General features: G+C 64.7%; 19 protein-coding genes. 11 read left to right on the top strand and 8 right to left on the bottom strand.

Annotated elements, in window-relative coordinates; all coding sequences use genetic code 11:
• Positions 1-447: 447 nt before the first annotated feature.
• Positions 448-618, bottom strand: a complete 171-nt coding sequence (locus ACT4OC_RS21690) for a hypothetical protein (protein ID WP_444841082.1) — start codon at positions 616-618, stop codon at positions 448-450.
• 63 nt (positions 619-681) lie between these two features.
• Between ACT4OC_RS21690 and ACT4OC_RS21695 the strand changes: the two genes are divergently transcribed.
• Positions 682-858 (top strand): hypothetical protein, encoded by a 177-nt coding sequence (locus ACT4OC_RS21695; protein ID WP_444841083.1) that lies wholly within the window; start codon positions 682-684, stop codon positions 856-858.
• Between the two features lie 57 nt (positions 859-915).
• On the opposite strand, the gene ACT4OC_RS21700 is transcribed toward ACT4OC_RS21695, so the two are convergent.
• Entirely contained in the window at positions 916-1,794 is an 879-nt protein-coding gene (locus ACT4OC_RS21700; protein WP_444841084.1) for a CPBP family intramembrane glutamic endopeptidase, read from the bottom strand.
• Between ACT4OC_RS21700 and ACT4OC_RS21705 the strand changes: the two genes are divergently transcribed.
• Both ACT4OC_RS21705 and ACT4OC_RS21710 read left to right on the top strand, forming a co-directional pair.
• Complete coding sequence (locus ACT4OC_RS21705; protein WP_444841085.1) at positions 1,778-2,059, top strand: type II toxin-antitoxin system RelE/ParE family toxin; 282 nt, start codon at positions 1,778-1,780, stop codon at positions 2,057-2,059. The two genes, ACT4OC_RS21700 and ACT4OC_RS21705, sit on opposite strands and share 17 nt — an antisense overlap.
• A gap of 48 nt (positions 2,060-2,107) precedes the next feature.
• The gene (locus ACT4OC_RS21710; protein ID WP_444841086.1) at positions 2,108-2,407 is read left to right on the top strand and encodes a HigA family addiction module antitoxin; all 300 of its coding nucleotides are present in this window, start codon (positions 2,108-2,110) and stop codon (positions 2,405-2,407) included.
• A gap of 375 nt (positions 2,408-2,782) precedes the next feature.
• Here ACT4OC_RS21710 and ACT4OC_RS21715 read toward each other — a convergent pair whose 3' ends face one another.
• Positions 2,783-3,952, bottom strand: a complete 1,170-nt coding sequence (locus ACT4OC_RS21715) for an NADH:flavin oxidoreductase/NADH oxidase (protein ID WP_444841087.1) — start codon at positions 3,950-3,952, stop codon at positions 2,783-2,785.
• A 134-nt stretch (positions 3,953-4,086) separates the two neighbouring features.
• Here ACT4OC_RS21715 and ACT4OC_RS21720 point away from each other — a divergent pair, with 134 nt between their 5' ends.
• From ACT4OC_RS21720 to ACT4OC_RS21735, 4 genes are all read left to right on the top strand, one after another.
• Positions 4,087-4,716, top strand: a complete 630-nt coding sequence (locus ACT4OC_RS21720) for an HAD-IA family hydrolase (RefSeq protein WP_444841088.1) — start codon at positions 4,087-4,089, stop codon at positions 4,714-4,716.
• Between the two features lie 27 nt (positions 4,717-4,743).
• Complete coding sequence (locus tag ACT4OC_RS21725) at positions 4,744-5,955, top strand: molybdopterin molybdotransferase MoeA (RefSeq protein ID WP_444841089.1); 1,212 nt, start codon at positions 4,744-4,746, stop codon at positions 5,953-5,955.
• Between the two features lie 225 nt (positions 5,956-6,180).
• On the top strand, positions 6,181-6,882 hold the full coding sequence (gene lexA, locus ACT4OC_RS21730; RefSeq protein WP_444841090.1) for a transcriptional repressor LexA: 702 nt from the start codon (positions 6,181-6,183) through the stop codon (positions 6,880-6,882).
• Positions 6,883-7,135: 253 nt separating this feature from the next.
• Positions 7,136-7,558 (top strand): hypothetical protein, encoded by a 423-nt coding sequence (locus ACT4OC_RS21735; protein WP_444841091.1) that lies wholly within the window; start codon positions 7,136-7,138, stop codon positions 7,556-7,558.
• Positions 7,559-7,561: 3 nt separating this feature from the next.
• Here ACT4OC_RS21735 and ACT4OC_RS21740 read toward each other — a convergent pair whose 3' ends face one another.
• From ACT4OC_RS21740 to ACT4OC_RS21750, 3 genes are all read right to left on the bottom strand, one after another.
• Complete coding sequence (locus ACT4OC_RS21740) at positions 7,562-9,856, bottom strand: ComEC/Rec2 family competence protein (protein WP_444841092.1); 2,295 nt, start codon at positions 9,854-9,856, stop codon at positions 7,562-7,564.
• Positions 9,857-9,969: 113 nt separating this feature from the next.
• Entirely contained in the window at positions 9,970-10,362 is a 393-nt protein-coding gene (locus ACT4OC_RS21745; protein WP_444841093.1) for a nuclear transport factor 2 family protein, read from the bottom strand.
• Between the two features lie 5 nt (positions 10,363-10,367).
• Positions 10,368-12,050 carry a glutamine--tRNA ligase/YqeY domain fusion protein gene (locus ACT4OC_RS21750; protein ID WP_444841094.1) on the bottom strand — a complete coding sequence of 561 codons (1,683 nt, stop codon included), beginning with the start codon at positions 12,048-12,050 and terminating at the stop codon, positions 10,368-10,370.
• Between the two features lie 148 nt (positions 12,051-12,198).
• Here ACT4OC_RS21750 and gltX point away from each other — a divergent pair, with 148 nt between their 5' ends.
• The 4 genes from gltX to ACT4OC_RS21770 all read left to right on the top strand — a co-directional run bounded on the left by gltX (position 12,199) and on the right by ACT4OC_RS21770 (position 15,928).
• Positions 12,199-13,620, top strand: coding sequence for a glutamate--tRNA ligase (gene gltX / locus ACT4OC_RS21755; RefSeq protein WP_444841095.1), 1,422 nt, complete (start codon positions 12,199-12,201; stop codon positions 13,618-13,620).
• 160 nt (positions 13,621-13,780) lie between these two features.
• Positions 13,781-15,085 carry a citrate synthase gene (gltA, locus tag ACT4OC_RS21760; RefSeq protein WP_444841096.1) on the top strand — a complete coding sequence of 435 codons (1,305 nt, stop codon included), beginning with the start codon at positions 13,781-13,783 and terminating at the stop codon, positions 15,083-15,085.
• Between the two features lie 143 nt (positions 15,086-15,228).
• Positions 15,229-15,576 carry an ArsR/SmtB family transcription factor gene (locus ACT4OC_RS21765; RefSeq protein WP_444841097.1) on the top strand — a complete coding sequence of 116 codons (348 nt, stop codon included), beginning with the start codon at positions 15,229-15,231 and terminating at the stop codon, positions 15,574-15,576.
• Positions 15,542-15,928 (top strand): VOC family protein, encoded by a 387-nt coding sequence (locus ACT4OC_RS21770; protein WP_444841098.1) that lies wholly within the window; start codon positions 15,542-15,544, stop codon positions 15,926-15,928. Before ACT4OC_RS21765 ends, ACT4OC_RS21770 begins: the two co-directional genes overlap by 35 nt.
• A 91-nt stretch (positions 15,929-16,019) precedes the next feature.
• Here ACT4OC_RS21770 and ACT4OC_RS21775 read toward each other — a convergent pair whose 3' ends face one another.
• Together ACT4OC_RS21775 and ACT4OC_RS21780 are read right to left on the bottom strand one after the other, a co-directional pair.
• Positions 16,020-16,397, bottom strand: coding sequence for a helix-turn-helix domain-containing protein (locus ACT4OC_RS21775; RefSeq protein WP_444841099.1), 378 nt, complete (start codon positions 16,395-16,397; stop codon positions 16,020-16,022).
• Positions 16,387-16,887: type II toxin-antitoxin system HigB family toxin (locus ACT4OC_RS21780; protein WP_444841100.1), on the bottom strand; the 501-nt coding region annotated here is incomplete at its 5' end. The genes ACT4OC_RS21780 and ACT4OC_RS21775, both read right to left, overlap by 11 nt.

A 16,887-nucleotide genomic window follows, 5' to 3' on the forward strand; every position in this document is an offset into this window, starting at 1 on the left:
GCGTTTCGCCCGGTGCAAGCACCTGACGCAGCAAGCGGCCCATCGCAACCCGCACCACGTTTCGTGACGATCGCGAAACGTCCCTCACGGTGGCACGGGCTGGGGAGACGTATAGTTCTGATTTGCGGAATAGTCAATAGCGATATTTACGATTCTACGAATGCACGGCATATTTTTCCGAATCTTGCTGAAATCGTTCGGAAAAACGCCGCCTGCGATGGCAGCCCCCATCGGGAACCGGGCTGCCCTATTTGCGTTGAGGGAGCAATCGCCGCCCAGGGGGATCACATGTCGGAACCCGAGACAGCCCGGAAGATGTCCGGTCCAGCCTATCTGGGCTCCGTCGCCGAGAGGCGAGCGGCGGCCGCGCTGCGGTAGCCGCCGGGCACCGTCGCCTGGTCTTGCTCGAAGCGGGGATTACGCTTCGCTGATCCGCCCTGCCTGCTCCTAGCCACCGGCTCCGCTGGCGACGGCGACGAAGCCGGCCGCGTTGAACACGCCGTGAATCGCGATCCCGACCGCGTGTTTCCTCGCCGCTGCACGATCCAGGGCAACAGCAACGTGATCGGCAGCAGCGTCACCAGGATCGGCCAGCCGAAACTCCAGTGAAATAGACACCACAGGATTCCGTGCCGCGGCGACAAAGCCACAAAGGCGACAAAGCCACAAAGGAGCAACAACATGACCCGACACCGTCCCGAGGAACTATCTTCCAAGTTGATCGATTGGGGTCCCTTCGTGATCATGGGCAACACGGTGCCGCCCCGGGATCCTGAGGATGACGAAGAAGACGAGGAAAACGAGAACGAAGACGAGGACGACGAGCCCCCGGTCGTACGCGAGCCGGACGAAGACTGATCGTCGATTAATTCAGGGAGCGGCGGATTACACCTTCGGCTAATCCGCCCTGCTTGTTTACGTGCCCGCTCCGCTGGCCACGGCGATAAAGCCGGCAGCGTTGAACACGCCGTGGATGACGATGCCGACGGATGTGTTGCGCCGCCGCTGCACGATCCAGGGCAGGAAGAGCGTGATCGGTAGCAACGTCACCAGGATCGGCCAGCCGAAACTCCAGTGAAACAGACACCACAGGACTCCGTTCGGCAGCCAGGCGATGCCGCCCAACCCCGCTTCCTGACGCGGCAGGAGGTAGCCGCGCCAGCACAGTTCTTCACCGAGGATGTTGCTGACGAACAGTGGAAGCCATGCCGCAAATACCCAGCCATGCCAGCCCGGAGGCTGCTGCAGGAACCAGGGCGACGGGCGGAAATCCGGGTCGATCGAACGCGCCAGTCCGAGGATGGCAGCAGTGGCGATCGCAATGGCGAAAAGGCCGCCAACGGTCCACATGACGTCGCCACGATTCAGCGCGTGCAACCTCAGCCGCCTCCTCAGCGAGCCCAGGTCGGGCTTTGCGAGTTCTCGCCGGGCCATCAGGCAGCCGAATATCAGGATGGGAATGAGCACGAAAGCGGTGCCGCTCACGTACCAGCCGACGATCGGCGTTATGCCGAACGCATCGCGCAGCCAGGGAATGACGGCCGTTGTCGTCAGCCACAACAGCACGGAGAATGCGCCGAACATGACGGCCGATGTAGCGAGCCAGATCGGTGGCGGCCGCGTTTCCGTGAAAGGTCGCATCAGGAGAATCCAGTGAGGCCTGCGCGCGGGGATCGCGCGACATGCAAGGGCAGCCAGGCAATACAGGCGACGGCTCTGTATCTCATCATGATACAATGCACTTGCCGTATGTATCAACTCGTGATACATACGTTTCGTGATCAGGAGCTTCAAGAACGGGTTCACGGAGGATGCCTTCAACGGCAAAGCAGGGAAAGGCTTTCCGTCGAGTCTGCTGAAAGTCACCCGTCGCAAGCTTCAGTATCTGAACGCGGCCGTATCGCTGGACGACCTCCGCTCGCCCCCGGCTAACCGTCTGGAAGCCCTGAAGGGCGATCGAGCCGGACAACATTCGATCCGCGTCAACGACCAATTCCGCATTTGCTTCGTTTGGACGAAGGAAGGTCCGGAGAACGTCGAATTCGTTGACTATCACTAACCGTTCATCGAGGCGGGATGTTCCTGCCCGGACCCAAGGAGGTCGCATATGGCAAAGACACTGCCTCCCATGCATCCCGGCGAAGTCCTGCGGGAGGAATTCCTGGTACCGCTGAATATTTCCGCGGGATCGCTCGCCAGGATTTGCGGCGTGCCTCGCACCCGTATCGAGCGGCTGGCGAGCGAGGAAACCGGTGTTACGGCCGATACGGCGCTTCGTCTTGGCAAGGCGCTCAATACCTCGCCCCAGCTGTGGCTCAATCTGCAGAACGCCTATGACATGCAGATGGCCGAGCGCTCGATCGGGAAGTCTCTTTCGAAGATCAAGTCTGTTGCCGACGCAACTTGAGAAGCCGCAGCACGAATCGGCCAGCCGATCCCACGACGCGGCACCATCAAAGCGGCGGACCAAAGCGTGACGAGATTAGGTTGAGCTGAAGCGGCATCGGGATTCACCTCTCCCTTGGGAGAGGCGTAGGCCGCTGTCCCGGCGGCCGTTCTTGAGAGACGCCGAAGCGTAGCTTCGGCTACGGCGCAGGGCCGGGTGAGGGGTTATGGTCCCTCGCGAGAGCGGCGCCCCTCACCCGATTTGCACCGGACGATGCTGCGCATCGCCGGGAGCAAATCGACCTCTCCCAAGGAGAGGTGAACCGAGCCCGCCGTACGGTCGATTCAACCAACCACCATCGCGGACTAGATTTCGCCAGTCCACCCTGCGGTACGGCTACAGCATCTTCCTCTCGTTCAATCCGCTCTGCCAGGTCGATGGCTGGGTGCCGAAGCCGCGCTTGGCGCGGGTGCCGAGCCAGTAGCCGAATTGCGGCGGCACGTTGCGGAACGGGCCTTCGACCCCGAGTTTGAGCGCGGCGTCCATCGGCCAGTTCGGGTTGTTGAGGATTTCGCGGCCGACGGCGATCAGGTCGGCCTGCCCGGCGCGCAGGATGTCTTCGGCCTGGTCGCCGTGGATGATCAGGCCGACCGCCATGGTCATGATGCCGGCGTGGGTTCTGACGTATTCCGACAGCGGCACCTGGTAGCTGTACTTGATCTCCCTGCCGAGGATCGGGGCCGTGTCGGTGATGCCGCCGGAGGAACAGTCGATGACGTCGACGCCCCTGGCCTTGAGAATCTTCGCCAGCCGCACGCTCTGCTCCGGGCCCCAGCCGGCATTGTCCTCGACCGACAGGCGCACGAACAGCGGCTTTTCGTCGGGCCAATGCGTCCGCACGGCTTCCGTGACTTCGGTAATGAAGCGCATGCGGTTCTGCTCGGAGCCGCCATATTCGTCGCTGCGCTGGTTGGATCTTTCGGAGAGGAACTCGTGCATGAGGTAGCCGTGCGCGCCGTGCAGCTCCAGCACCTCGAAACCGGCTTGATGCGCGCGCCGCGCGGCGTTGCCCCAGGCCTGCACGAGGTCCTTCACCTCGTTCCGCTCCAGTGCGCGCGGCACCGGCCATCTCTCGCTATGGGGAACCGCGCTCGGCGCGACCGGCGTCCACTCGTCCCAGTCGTCGATGTCGCTCGTGCGCGTCAGCGGCCTGTCGCCTTCCCATGGCCGCGTGGCGCGCGCCTTGCGGCCGGAATGGCCGAGCTGGATGCCGGCGACTGAATTCTGCTGCTTGATGAACTTGACGAGACGGCCGAGCGGCTCGACGAACCTGTCGTCCCAGATGCCGAGATCGCCGACCGTGCCGCAGCCGCGGCGCTCCACCTTGGTGGACTCGACGATCACGAGCCCTGCGCCGCCGGCCGCGAATTTTCCCGCATTCATCAAATGCCAGTCGGTCGGAAAGCCCTTGATCGCGGAATACTGGTGCATCGGCGGCACTACGATGCGGTTCTTCAGCGTCAGGCCGCGGATCGTCATCGGTGAGAACAACAGCGTGCCCGACATCGGCGATTCCCCTGACTTCTCAAGGGCCGTCGTTTCCCGGGCCCGTTTCCCAACGCAAACGATAGCCGTCACGCCTGTCGCGGCAAGTCCGGATCGTTGCATGGCGGCCGCGATTTTCGTACACCACCGCCGAAATGACACCGCCCTCCCTTTCGCCCGGTTCCGCCGACGTGCTGCTGTTCGATCTCGGCCGCGTCGTGCTGGATATCGATTTCGGCCGCGTGATGCGCATCTGGGCCGACCACGCCGGCTGTCAGCCCGCCGACCTCGCCGCGCGCTTCGTGGTCAACGACAGTTTCAGGCATCACGAGACCGGCCATATCGACGATGCCGCCTTCTTCCAGGCGTTGCGGCATTCGCTTCGTATCGGCATTTCGGACGCGCAGTTTCTGGAAGGGTGGAACGCGATCTTCACCGGCGAAATGCCGGGCATCGCGCCGCTCCTGGCGCGCGCCGCGGCGAAGCTGCCGCTCTATGCCTTCTCCAACACCAACCCGCCGCACGTCGCGCATTTCTCGCAAGTCTACGCGGACGTGCTCGGCCATTTCAGGGAAATATATCTCTCCTCCAGCATCGGGCTGCGCAAACCCGAGATCGAGGCCTTCAACCACGTCGTCGGCGCCATCGGCGTGCCGGCCCGGCGCATTGTGTTCTTCGACGATTCCGCGGAAAATATTGCGGGCGCTCAAGCCAGCGGCCTTGCGGCCGTGCATGTAAGATCCTCCGACGACGTGGCGCGTGCGCTTGCCGCGCTCGGAATCTAGGAGCTTTCCAATCCAGGAGGTTTCGCCGTGGCCCTGATGCCGGTGACCGATGCGCTTGCGGCGATTCTCGAGGGAGCAAAGCCGTTGGGCGAGGAGATCGTTGCGCTCGATACCGCCTTTCACCGCACGCTGGCGCGCGACGTCGCGGCAAAGCGCACCCAGCCGCCGGAAGCCATGTCGGCCATGGACGGCTATGCCGTGCGCGCGGCGGATGCGGCCGATATCTCGGCGCGGCTGAAGGTGATCGGCGAGGTCGCCGCCGGCCGGCCGTTCGGCCGCACGGTCGGTGCCGGGGAAGCGGCGCGCATCTTCACCGGCGGCGTCATTCCCGACGGCGCCGATGCCGTCATCATCCAGGAAGACACCAGGGTCGAGGGCGATGTCCTCGCCATCACGGAAGCCGCGGTGAAGGGCCGGCATATCCGCCAGGCCGGCGTGGATTTCCGCGAGGGCGACGTGATGCTGAGGCACGGAACCCGCCTGTCCGACCGCGACCTGTCGCTGGCGGCCGCCATGAACTATCCGGAACTTGCCGTCCACCGCCGCCCCAGGGTGGCGGTGCTTGCCACCGGCGACGAGCTGGTGATGCCCGGCACGACGCCCGGCCCCGGCCAGATCGTCTATTCCAATGGCTATGCGCTGCGGGCCCTCGCCCGCGCCGAGGGCGCCGATACCATCGACCTCGGGGTGGCCGCCGACACCGTCGCCGATACCACCGCCGGCATCCGCCGCGCCCGGGTGGCCGGCGCCGACGTGCTGGTGACGACCGGCGGGGCCTCGGTCGGCGACCACGACCTCGTCAAGCGCTCGCTGGAGGCCGAGGGCATCGCCATGGCGTTCTGGCGGATTGCGATGCGGCCGGGCAAGCCGATGATGCACGGCCACCTCGGGGCGATGCGGGTGATCGGACTGCCGGGCAATCCCGTCTCGTCTTACGTCTGCGCCTTCCTGTTCCTGGTGCCGTTGATTCGCGCGCTGTCGGGCCGCCGCGACATCCGTCATGTCCGCGAGCCGGCGCTGCTGGGGCGCGACGTCGCCGCCAACGACCAGCGCGAAGATTATCTGCGCGCGCATCTGGAGCGACGGGATAGCGGCGAATGGATCGCCACGCCCGTCAGTCAGCAGGACAGTTCCCTTTTGGGAAAACTCGCTGCGGCACAGGGATTAGTGGTGCGTCCGCCGCTTTCGCCGGCGGCGAAGGCCGGCGCGCAGGTAGACATCCTGCGGCTGCCGGATTGAACGGCCGATTCGCATCGCCTGACAAAAGCTCATCGCCTTCACCCAAAATTAAGTAGTTGCGGAACACATATCGAACATATAGTGTCCGTTCATGATTTGTTTCGAGCGGTGGTGTTTGAAAGCGCCCTGCACGAGTCTCGGATTGAGAGAGTCTCGGCTTGAGAAAAGTCTCGCCACCGGGAGTCTCGAATTGAACGACGCGCTACCAACTGGGGATTGCCCGCGATGCTTACGCGCAAACAGTATGAACTTCTGCGTTTCATCAACGAGAGGCTGAAGGAGGCCGGCGTGCCGCCATCCTTCGACGAGATGAAGGACGCGCTCGACCTGCGCTCGAAGTCCGGCATTCACCGGTTGATCACGGCGCTCGAGGAACGCGGCTTCATCCGCCGCCTGCCCAACCGCGCCCGCGCCATCGAGGTGATCAAGCTGCCGGAGATCGCCGCCAGCGGCAACAGCCGCCGCGGTTTCACGCCCAGCGTCATCGAAGGCACGCTCGGCCGGCGCTCGGGCGCTGCGGCTTCCGCCGAAGAAAGCGGCGAGCGTCCGGTGCAGGTGCCGGTGATGGGCCGCATCGCCGCCGGCACGCCGATCGAGGCGTTGCAGACCCGCAGCCACACCATCAGCGTGCCGCCGGACATGCTCGGCGCCGGCGAGCACTACGCGCTCGAGGTGCGCGGCGATTCCATGGTGGATGCCGGCATTCTCGACGGCGACATGGCACTGATCCAGCGCAACGAGAGCGCCGATACCGGCGACATCGTGGTGGCGCTGATCGACGAGGAGGAAGCGACGCTGAAGCGCTTCCGCCGCCGCGGCGCCTCGATCGCGCTCGAGCCCGCCAACACCGCTTATGAGGTTCGCATCCTGCCGCCCAACCGCGTGCGCATCCAGGGCAAGCTGATCGGGCTGTACAGGAAGTACTGATTGCATCGCGTCCGGGCACGCGTCGCGTAGCCCGGACACCCGCCATGCCCGAAATCGTGGCGCTTGCGGCGGAAAACGGTGCTTTCGCGTGTGCCCACGCAGCAAAATTTCAATACGCGTTTGTGATAGCGCAAGTCTGCGCCGAGCCGTATAATTGCCAGCAAGTCATAGCAACTTTTCGCTCATGTCCACTTTGATAGAGGCCTGCGCCTCTCGTGGCGCGGGTTGGCTATCTCGAAAGAGGAGCAATCCCATGTGCGACTATAGTCTGCGCGCTCTCGCTACGCGTCCTGCGGAAGTTGGCGAAACCCTGATCACCACGACGTTCCGCGGCACATCCACCCGCGGCTTCGCCGCCGAGAGCGATCCGGCCACCGCCGTCTGCATGCTGCCTGGCACGGAATTGGCGTTCGCCCAGGAAGTCCGTTACGACAACCGCTGGATCTGGCCGAAAACGCTGGATTTCCGCGTCGGCAAGTTCGGCCAGGTCGATCCGCACATTCCCGATCGCCACCATGATGCGGTGGAATTCCCCGACGGGACCTATGTGTTGGTGACCCAGCTGTGCGAAGGCCAGCGCGTGACGGTCCTGCAGCTTCCGGTCAAGGAAGGTGCGCACGAGGCGAAGAAGACGGACAGCGAGCAGCCCGCGCCGCGTCCGATCATCGTCGGCTGACGCTCACTCGTCGGCCTGCAGGTCGGCTTCCGACGGCGTCGCGTCGATCGCCTGACGGGCGGGACGCGACACGGTAATGGCCGTCTCGGCATCGCCGGCCTCGCCGCCTGCGGACGGCGCCCACGGCCGGTCGATGCCGCGCGGCTTGACCGCCTCGACGGCAAATCCGTCGCCGGTCCTGCGCAGCGCCAGCGCGCCCTGCCGGCGGAGGCGCTCCGCATCGATGATGGACGCCCGGCAGCCGGGCGGCGCCTGCCGTACCGTCACGATCAGCGCGGCGCGCTCGCAATCGTCGGCCATCGCCTCCGGCCGCAGGCCGAGCGCCACCAATGCCCCGTCGGGGCCTGGCGTCACGCAGCCCGCCTTGTCGCAGGATACACCGTCGGTGAGCGAAGCATCGGCGGCACTTCGCGCATCGGCGTCCGCCGCCAGCCACTGCTTCACCGCGAACGCATCCTTGCCGCTTCGCATCAGATGCAGCCTGCCGTCCTTGCCGCGCACGGCGACGTTGCGGCCGTCGCCGGAGATCAGGATGTCCGGGCGCGGCGCGCTCACCGACCAGAGAATCGCGAGCGCCAGCACCCCTGCCCCGCTCCAGCGCAGCGGCGTGCGGAGCAGCCCCATCAGGATGATGCCGAGGCTCGCGACAACAAGCGGGCCGATGCCGAACGCGGCCATGCGGCCGACGGCGCTGGGCAATTTCGCCACCCATTGCGCGACGACCACCATCCAGTCGATGCCGACGCCCATCAGCCACCAGAAGAAGCCGTCGAAGCCGAACGGCATGGCGGCAAGCCCAAGCAGTCCGGCCGGCATCACCACCGCCGAGACCACCGGCATCGCCGCAAGGTTGGCGAGCACGCCATAGGGCGTGATGCGGTGGAAATGGAAGGCGGCGTACGGCATGGTGGCGAGCCCCGCAATCAGCGAAGCGAGCAGCAGCATGGAGAATTCCCGGCCGCCCCACAGCGCGACGCGCGCGGTCGCGGAATTGTCGGGCGCGGCGAAAAGTTTCGGCATGCCGATCTGCACCAGCGCGACGAGGCCAAGCGTTGCCGCAAACGACATCTGGAAGCTCGGATGCACCAGCGCCTCCGGCGCCAGCGCCAGCACGACCAGCGCCGCCACCGCCAGCGTACGGAAAGTAATGGCGCGGCGGTCGACCATGACAGCGATCAGCACGACCGCGGTCATGAAAAAGGAGCGCTGCGTCGCCACCTCCGCGCCCGACAGCAACAGGTAAAAGGCGGCGGCCAGCAGCGCGCCCGCGGCCGACCATTTCTTGATCGGAAACGACACCGTCAGCGCCGGCACCAGTGCCAGCAGCGCGCGGATCGCGAAGAACACGACGCCGGCGACGACGGCCATGTGATAGCCGGAGATCGAGAGCACGTGGCCGAGCCCGGAAACGAACATCGCATCGTTGACCGGCTGGGAGATGGCGTCACGGCGGCCGGTCAGGAGCGCGGTGGCAATGGCGCGCTTGTCACCCTCCAGCACGTTGCCGATGCGCGCATCGATGGCATCGCGCAGGCCTTGCATGAACGCGGAGTAGCGCAAGGCGAAGCCGCCGCTGTCGGGCGGATCGGCGGCCTTGATCGATCCCATCACGAAACCGGAGGCGCTGATGCGCTGAAAATACATGTCGCGGCCGAAATCGTAGCTGCCCGGCCGGCTCGGCGACATCGGCGGCAGCAGGCGCGCCTTCAATTCGACAAAGCTGCCGACCGCCGGCGCCGTGCCCTTCTTCACCGACAGCCGCACGCGCTCGAACTTGATCCGCTCCCCGCCCCGCGGGCTCTCGATCGAGACCACGCGCAGCACGAAGCGGTCGGTGCGCTCGCGGATGTCGCGCGTCTCGACGAAGCCGGTCAGCGCCGCCGAATAGATCGGCCGCGCCAGCACGTCGTGCGCCACGCGCGCGGTCTTCCACGTCGCCATTGCAAAGCCGGCAGCGGCCGCCGCAAGCATCACCGCAACCGGAAAGACCTTGTGCCGCCGCAGCAGGAAGGCCGCCGCGCACAGCGCGATGGCCACGACCGCTGCGGCCGCCAGCACCGGCTCGTGGCCGGCCGCGAAATAAAAGGCGATCCCGGTGCCGAAGGCGACCGGCACCCAGGGCAGCAGCCGTCCCGCGCCGGCTTCCGCGCGCGCCCAGCCGCGCAGCGTCTCGACGAGCGACCACCACGCCCGGAAATCCGACGGCGCATAGCCGCCGGCCTGCGCGGCGGCCGCGCGCGGCGGCCATGTCCCCGCATAGCCCCGCCTTCCGCCCGGCGTTTCACCCTGCTCGGCCACGCAACATCCTGTGATCCCGTCACGGACGCAAGGCTACCGGAAGGCGAAATGTGCAGAAAGCGGAACGGAAGGAGAAAACGAGGGAGAACGAGTGGCCCGTTCGACGGATATTGCTACCGCACGTGATCGATCAGCGGCTCCCGCGACGACACGTGGTGGCTGACGATCTTCCAGTCGCCGTCCTCGCAGAGAATGACCCATGTGAGCTTCACCGTCAGCGTGGCATCGTCGACGACGAAGTTGGCCGTGCCCGCCATGTTGACCACCTCGGCGCCGGCTGCCTCCGCCGACACGTCGGAGAAGCGGACCGATTGCGACCTCCAGCCCGGCAATCCCGCAAAGTAGGCCTTCACGCCGTCACGGCCGCGATAGAGCGTCGGGTTCGAGCCGAAGAACAGCGCGTGCCTGGAATAGAGCGCGGACAGCGCGTCGGCGTCGAGTTTGGCGAACGCATCCGACCACTTCGCGATGATGCTGCCTGCGATGTCGTCGGCCGCGCCGGCCATGGCGCTCACCCCTTCCCGCCGACTTCCTTGGCGAAGGTGTCGCGCAGGCCAATGGTGCGGTTGAACACCGGACGGTCGGCGGTGGAATCGGGATCCCTGGCAAAATAGCCCTGACGCTCGAACTGCATCGGCTCGGGCGAATTGCTCGTCGCGACCGCGGGCTCGATCCGGGCGTCCTGCAAAATCTCCAGCGACTGCGGATTGAGGTCGGCGGCGAAATTGCCGGCGTCCGGGCTCGGCCTGGAGAACAGCTGGTTGTAGATGCGTATCTCTGCGGGAATCGAATCCTGCGCCGAGAGCCAGTGCATGGTCGCCTTCACCTTGCGGCCGTCCGGCGCGTTGCCGCCCTTCGTTGCCGGGTCATAGGTGCAGCGCAGCTCGACGATCTCGCCGTCGGCGTTCTTGATCGCCTCGCGGCATCTGATGAAATAGGCGTAGCGCAGCCGCACCTCGTTGCCTGGAGACAGCCGGAAGAACTTCTTCGGCGGGTTCTCCATGAAATCGTCCTGCTCGATATAGAGCTCGCGGCCGAACCTGATCTTGCGCGTGCCGGCGGCGGGATCGTCGGGGTGGTTGACCGCTTCCAGCTCCTCGATCTGGCCTTCCGGATAGTTCTCGATCACGACCTTGAGCGGCCGCAGCACGGCCATCCGACGATGCGCCGTCCTGTTGAGATGCTCGCGGATGCAGAATTCGAGCATCCCGACATCGACCACACTATTGGCCTTGGCGACCCCTATGCGCTTGACGAATTCGCGGATCGCCGCCGGCGGCACGCCGCGCCGCTTCAGGCCCGCGATGGACGGCATGCGCGGATCGTCCCAGCCCGCGACATGGCCGTCGCGCACGAGCTGCGTCAGCACGCGCTTGGACAGCAGCGTATAGGTCAGGTTCAGCCGCGCGAACTCGTACTGCCGCGGCTTCGATGGCACCGGCAGCTTGTCCAGGAGCCAGTCGTACAGCGGCCGGTGATCCTCGAACTCCAGCGTGCAAATCGAATGCGTGATGCCCTCGATGGCGTCCGACTGGCCATGGGCGTAGTCGTAGCTCGGATAGATGCACCATTTGTCGCCGGTGCGCGGATGGTCCGCGTGCAGGATGCGGTAGAGTACGGGGTCGCGCAGGTTGATGTTGCCGGCGGCCATGTCGATCCTGGCCCGCAGCACGCGCGCGCCGTTCTGGAATTCGCCGGCCCTCATCCGGCGGAACAGGTCGAGGTTCTCCTCGACCGAACGATCGCGGAACGGCGAGTTCCTACCCGCCTCGGTCAGCGTGCCGCGGCTGATGCGGATCTCCTCCTGCGACTGGTCGTCGACATAGGCAAAGCCCGCCTTGATCAGGCCCTCCGCCCATCCATAGAGCTGCTCGAAGTAATCGGAGGCATAGAACAGGTTGTCGCCCCAGTCGAAGCCGAGCCAGTGCACGTCCGCCTGGATGGAATCGATGTATTCCTGCTCTTCCTTGGTCGGATTTGTGTCGTCGAAGCGAAGATGGCATTTGCCGGAGAATTCCTGGGCGATGCCGAAATTGAGCGCGATCGATTTGGCGTGTCCGATATGCAGGTAGCCGTTCGGCTCCGGCGGGAATCGGGTCACGATCGCCTTGTGCTTCCCGGCTTCGAGGTCGGCCTGGATGATGTCGCGGATGAAATCGCGCCCTGCCTCGGCCGTCACCGTTTCTGTCGTCATAAACGAGTTCCTGTTCCGGCGGCCCTTCTGCCAAATTCGCCCCCGCCCGCCAAGTCTCCTTGGCGGCCGATAGCCTGCCAGTTGGGCTTTAGTTATGCCCGGTTCCTGCTATACACCACCGCTGTTTTTCGCATACGCCCTGCCCCTGATGACCTCACCCATCGTCACCCGCTTCGCCCCCTCGCCGACCGGCTTCCTCCATATCGGAGGGGCGCGTACCGCGCTGTTCAACTGGCTCTATGCCAGGAAGCACGGCGGCAAGATGCTGCTCCGAATCGAGGACACCGACCGCGAGCGCTCGACGGACGCGGCGATTGCGGCAATCCTGGACGGGCTGAAATGGCTGGAGCTGGATTGGGACGGCGAGGTCATCTACCAGTTCAGCCGCGCCGCCCGGCACCGCGAGGTCGCCGAGCAGTTGCTTGCCGACGGCAAGGCCTATCGCTGCTACGCGACGCCGGAGGAGCTCGCCGCCATGCGCGAAAAGGCGCGCGCGGAAGGACGCACCCGGCTCTATGACGGATTGTGGAGGGATCGCGATCCCGCCACCGCCCCGTCAGGCATGAAGCCGACCATTCGGCTAAAGGCCCCGCTGACCGGCGAAACCGTGATCGAGGACCAGGTGCAGGGGCGCGTGCTCTGGCAGAACGAGAACCTCGACGATCTCGTGCTGCTGCGTGGCGACGGCACTCCGACCTACATGCTGGCGGTCGTGGTCGATGACCACGACATGGCCGTCACCCATGTGATCCGCGGCGACGACCACCTGATCAATGCCGCGCGCCAGAAGCAGATCTACGACGCGAAGGGGTGGGCGATCCCCAGCATGTCGCACATCCCGCTGATCCACGGGCCGGACGGCTCGAAGCTCAGCAAGCGCCACGGTGCGCTCGGCGTCGACGCCTACCGCGCCATGGGGTACCTGCCGGCGGCGCTGCGCAACTATCTGGTGCGGCTCGGCTGGAGCCATGGCGACCAGGAGATATTCTCCACCCAAGAGATGATCGACGCCTTCGACCTCTCCGGCGTCGGCCGCTCGGCCGCCCGCTTCGATTTCGCCAAGCTGGAAAACCTCAACGGACATTACATCCGCCAGGCCGACGACAAGGCTTTGCTTGGGATGTTCGAGGACGTGCTGGACCACGTCCCCGAGGGACCTGCGCTGAAGGCCAAGCTCGACGACACGACCCGCGCGCAACTCTTGCAGGCCATGCCGAGCCTGAAGGAGCGCGCCAAGACGCTGCTGGAGCTGATCGCCGGCTCCTATTTCATCTTCGCCGACCGCCCGCTGGAGATCGAGGCGAAGGCGCAGGCGCTGCTGACGGACGAAGCCCGCGCGCTGGTCGGACGACTGCGCAGCGCGCTGGAAGCGGTCTCGCCCTGGAGCGCGCAGACGACCGAGGCGGCGATGCGGAATTTCGCCGAACAGAATAACCTCAAGCTCGGCGCCGTCGCCCAGCCGCTGCGGGCGGCGCTGACGGGACGCACGACCTCGCCCGGCATTTTCGAGGTGCTGGCGGTATTGGGGCGCGAGGAATGCCTCGCACGGCTGGCCGATCAGGCCGCCTAGCGGAGCCGGCGCCCCCTACCTGTGGCCATCTTGCAGCGCACAGGGCAATAAGATACCCATTCCGCGAGCTTTCCAGACGATCAGGCCCTGCTCGCCATCTCCGTGAGATTCGGCACCCAGACAGCCCGATTTCCGCAACGATTTCATCGGGGACCAAACGATGGACGCAAAATCCAGCAACAAGACGGCGACCCTCACGGTCGGCAACAAGAGCTATGATTTCCCGATCCTGAGCGGCACCGTTGGGCCCGATGTGATCGACATCGCCAAGCTCTACGCCCAGGCGGGTATGTTCACCTACGACCCCGGTTTCACCTCGACCGGAAGCTGCCAATCCAAGATCACCTATATCGACGGTGACGCCGGCGTCCTCGAATACCGCGGCTACCCGATCGAGCAGCTCGCCGAGAACGGCGACTTCCTGGAAACCTGCTACCTGCTGCTGTACGGGGAACTGCCGACCAAGGCGCAGAAGCAGGATTTCGACTCGCGCGTGACGCGCCACACCATGGTGCACGAGCAGATGGCCCGCTTCTTCCAGGGCTTCCGCCGCGACGCTCATCCGATGGCGGTCATGGTCGGCTGCGTCGGCGCGCTGGCCGCGTTCTACCACGACTCCACCGACATCAACGATCCGAAGCAGCGCATGATCGCCTCGATGCGGATGATCGCGAAAATCCCGACGCTGGCGGCGATGGCCTACAAGTACACTATCGGCCAGCCGTTCATGTATCCGAAGAACTCGCTCTCCTTTGCAGAGAACTTCCTGCACATGTGTTTCGCGGTGCCCTGCGAGGAGTACAAGATCAACCCCGTGCTGGCGGATGCGCTGGAAAAGATCTTCATCCTGCACGCCGACCATGAGCAGAACGCCTCGACCTCGACGGTGCGCATCGCCGGTTCCTCCGGCGCCAACCCGTTTGCCTGCATCGCTGCCGGCATCGCCTGCCTGTGGGGACCGGCCCATGGCGGCGCCAACGAGGCGGCCCTCGCAATGCTGGCCGAGATCGGCACGGTCGACAAGATTCCGGACTTCATCAAGAAGGTGAAGGACAAGAACTCGGAAGTCCGCCTGATGGGCTTCGGCCACCGCGTCTACAAGAACTACGACCCGCGCGCCCGCATCATGCAGAAGATGTGTCACGCCGTGCTGAAGGAAACCGGCCACGGCGGCGATCCGATGCTGAACGTCGCGATGGAACTTGAGAAAATTGCGCTCTCCGACCAGTACTTCATCGACCGCAAGCTCTATCCGAACGTCGACTTCTATTCGGGCATTACCTTGAAGGCGATGGGCTTCCCGGTCTCGATGTTCACCGTGCTGTTCGCGGTCGCCCGCACCGTCGGCTGGATCAGCCAGTGGAGCGAGATGATCGAGGACCCGCATCAGAAGATCGGCCGTCCGCGCCAGCTGTACACCGGCGTCGCCCGCCGCGACTACGTGCCGATGGACAAGCGGAAGTAAGGCTACCGCCCCGAGCGGTCTGCAACGGCGCCAATCATGACGGTTGGCGCCGTTTTCGTTTGCGACAGACTATGCCGGAGGCCACGCCTTTATCATGCAACAAATCTGTTGCATGAAGCGGTGTAGCGGTCTATCCATCCCGCATGAACCTCGACCGGCTGTTCCACGCCCTGTCGGACACGACCCGGCGCCGCCTGCTCGACGAGCTTGCCGAGCGCGACGGGCAGACGCTGTTCGAGCTCCACGTCCGGCTCATCAGCTGGCAGCAGGCGAACCTCACCCGGCAGGGCCTGTCGCGGCATCTCACCGTGCTCGAGGACGCGGGCCTGCTGCGCACCGAATGGCAGTGGCGAAGCAAGCACCATTTTCTCGTGCGCGCTCCGCTGCACGAGGCGTGGAAAGTATGGCTGGGGCCCCTCACGAGCGGAAAGAAACGCAAAACCGGAGACAATGCTCATGAAGATCGCACTGGCGAGCGTGTTGGTCGATGACCAGGAGAAGGCGTTGCGGTTCTATCGCGATGTCCTCGGCTTCCAGCTGAAGCACGACATTCCGATGGGCGCGGCGCGCTGGCTCACCGTCGTCTCCTCCGAGCAGCCGGAAGGCACCGAGCTGGTCCTGGAGCCCGATGCACATCCGGCGGCGAAGCCGTTCAAGTCGGCGCTCGTCGCCGACGGGATTCCCTACACGTCCTTCGAGGTCGACGACGTTCGCAAGGAGCATGAGCGGTTGGCCGGGCTGGGCGTCAGGTTCACGCAGCCGCCGGTCGACCTCGGCCCCGTGACGACGGCGGTGTTCGAGGATACCTGCGGCAACCTTCTGCAGATGCACCAGCGTCATTGAACGCGGACCGCGCCAGATCGAAATTGGCCATCGCCGCCAAAGATCACCGCCCTTGCGTCTGACGCCATGCTCAAGCATGGGCTGGCGTACCCTAAGCCGCCCTTTTTCGGCTCGGCCGGATCAGGACGTCCGCAGAGATGCCAAGCCGCTCATGCAGGCGGCGGATCATCGTGATCGAGAGTCCACGTTTTCGGTTCAGAACCTCTGCGATGCGGGTACGGGTACCGATGATTTCTTCCAGGTCCCGTCGCGTCAGGCCCTGCTGCTCCATGCGAAACTTGATCGCCTCGATGGGATCAGGCGGGTCCATTGGATAATGCTCAGCCTCATACGCATCCATGAGGGTTGCGAGCACGTCCAACTGATCGCCCTCGCGCGTGCCGGCCTTCGCGCCCCAGAGGCGCTCCACCTCCTTGAGCGCGCGCTCATAATCCCGCTTCGTCCGAATCGGCTTTACCTCAATCGCCATGCTGCACCTCCTTCACATCGATCTTGTCGTAATCCTTGTGCGTGCCGATCCATTTGATCCACACGATGGTCTTCTCGAAATCGATGGCGACGACCAACCGATAATCGTTCCCCTTGATGTTGAATACGATCCGGTCTGCCGTAACGATGCTGGCAGTCGCGTAGCTGCGCCTCACTTCTGCTGCGCTGGACCACCGCGCCTTCTTAGCCTCGTCGAACCAAGCATCAAGCGCGGCTTTCAGCGCGGCATAGTCCTTGTATCCTTTGCGAGCTTCGACGAACTCCCGCAAGGTGCGCCGGGATATGATCCGCATGCTGAGAGAATACCATGCGCCCAAAATGGGCGCAACGATTCTCATTCGAGATGTCGGTAGCACACGATATGTCCGGTTTAGGTAGCACACGATCTGTCCGGTATTTTGGCCCTTTTGGTTGGGGTTGGGATGCGCCGGACAGAAGCTCGACAAGGTGTGCGAATGATCAAGTTTCTG

Source organism: Bradyrhizobium sp. (assembly GCF_052389815.1).
GTDB lineage: Bacteria > Pseudomonadota > Alphaproteobacteria > Rhizobiales > Xanthobacteraceae > Bradyrhizobium.

Bases quoted from the DNA above. Each gene is read 5' to 3' on its own strand.
- ACT4OC_RS21695 (WP_444841083.1), top strand. From the start codon at position 682: ATGACCCGACACCGTCCCGAGGAACTATCTTCCAAGTTGATCGATTGG.
- ACT4OC_RS21710 (WP_444841086.1), top strand. From the start codon at position 2,108: ATGGCAAAGACACTGCCTCCCATGCATCCCGGCGAAGTCCTGCGGGAG.
- ACT4OC_RS21715 (WP_444841087.1), bottom strand. From the start codon at position 3,952: ATGTCGGGCACGCTGTTGTTCTCACCGATGACGATCCGCGGCCTGACG.
- ACT4OC_RS21720 (WP_444841088.1), top strand. From the start codon at position 4,087: ATGACACCGCCCTCCCTTTCGCCCGGTTCCGCCGACGTGCTGCTGTTC.
- lexA (WP_444841090.1), top strand. From the start codon at position 6,181: ATGCTTACGCGCAAACAGTATGAACTTCTGCGTTTCATCAACGAGAGG.
- ACT4OC_RS21735 (WP_444841091.1), top strand. From the start codon at position 7,136: ATGTGCGACTATAGTCTGCGCGCTCTCGCTACGCGTCCTGCGGAAGTT.
- ACT4OC_RS21745 (WP_444841093.1), bottom strand. From the start codon at position 10,362: ATGGCCGGCGCGGCCGACGACATCGCAGGCAGCATCATCGCGAAGTGG.
- ACT4OC_RS21750 (WP_444841094.1), bottom strand. From the start codon at position 12,050: ATGACGACAGAAACGGTGACGGCCGAGGCAGGGCGCGATTTCATCCGC.
- gltX (WP_444841095.1), top strand. From the start codon at position 12,199: ATGACCTCACCCATCGTCACCCGCTTCGCCCCCTCGCCGACCGGCTTC.
- gltA (WP_444841096.1), top strand. From the start codon at position 13,781: ATGGACGCAAAATCCAGCAACAAGACGGCGACCCTCACGGTCGGCAAC.
- ACT4OC_RS21765 (WP_444841097.1), top strand. From the start codon at position 15,229: ATGAACCTCGACCGGCTGTTCCACGCCCTGTCGGACACGACCCGGCGC.
- ACT4OC_RS21770 (WP_444841098.1), top strand. From the start codon at position 15,542: ATGAAGATCGCACTGGCGAGCGTGTTGGTCGATGACCAGGAGAAGGCG.
- ACT4OC_RS21775 (WP_444841099.1), bottom strand. From the start codon at position 16,397: ATGGCGATTGAGGTAAAGCCGATTCGGACGAAGCGGGATTATGAGCGC.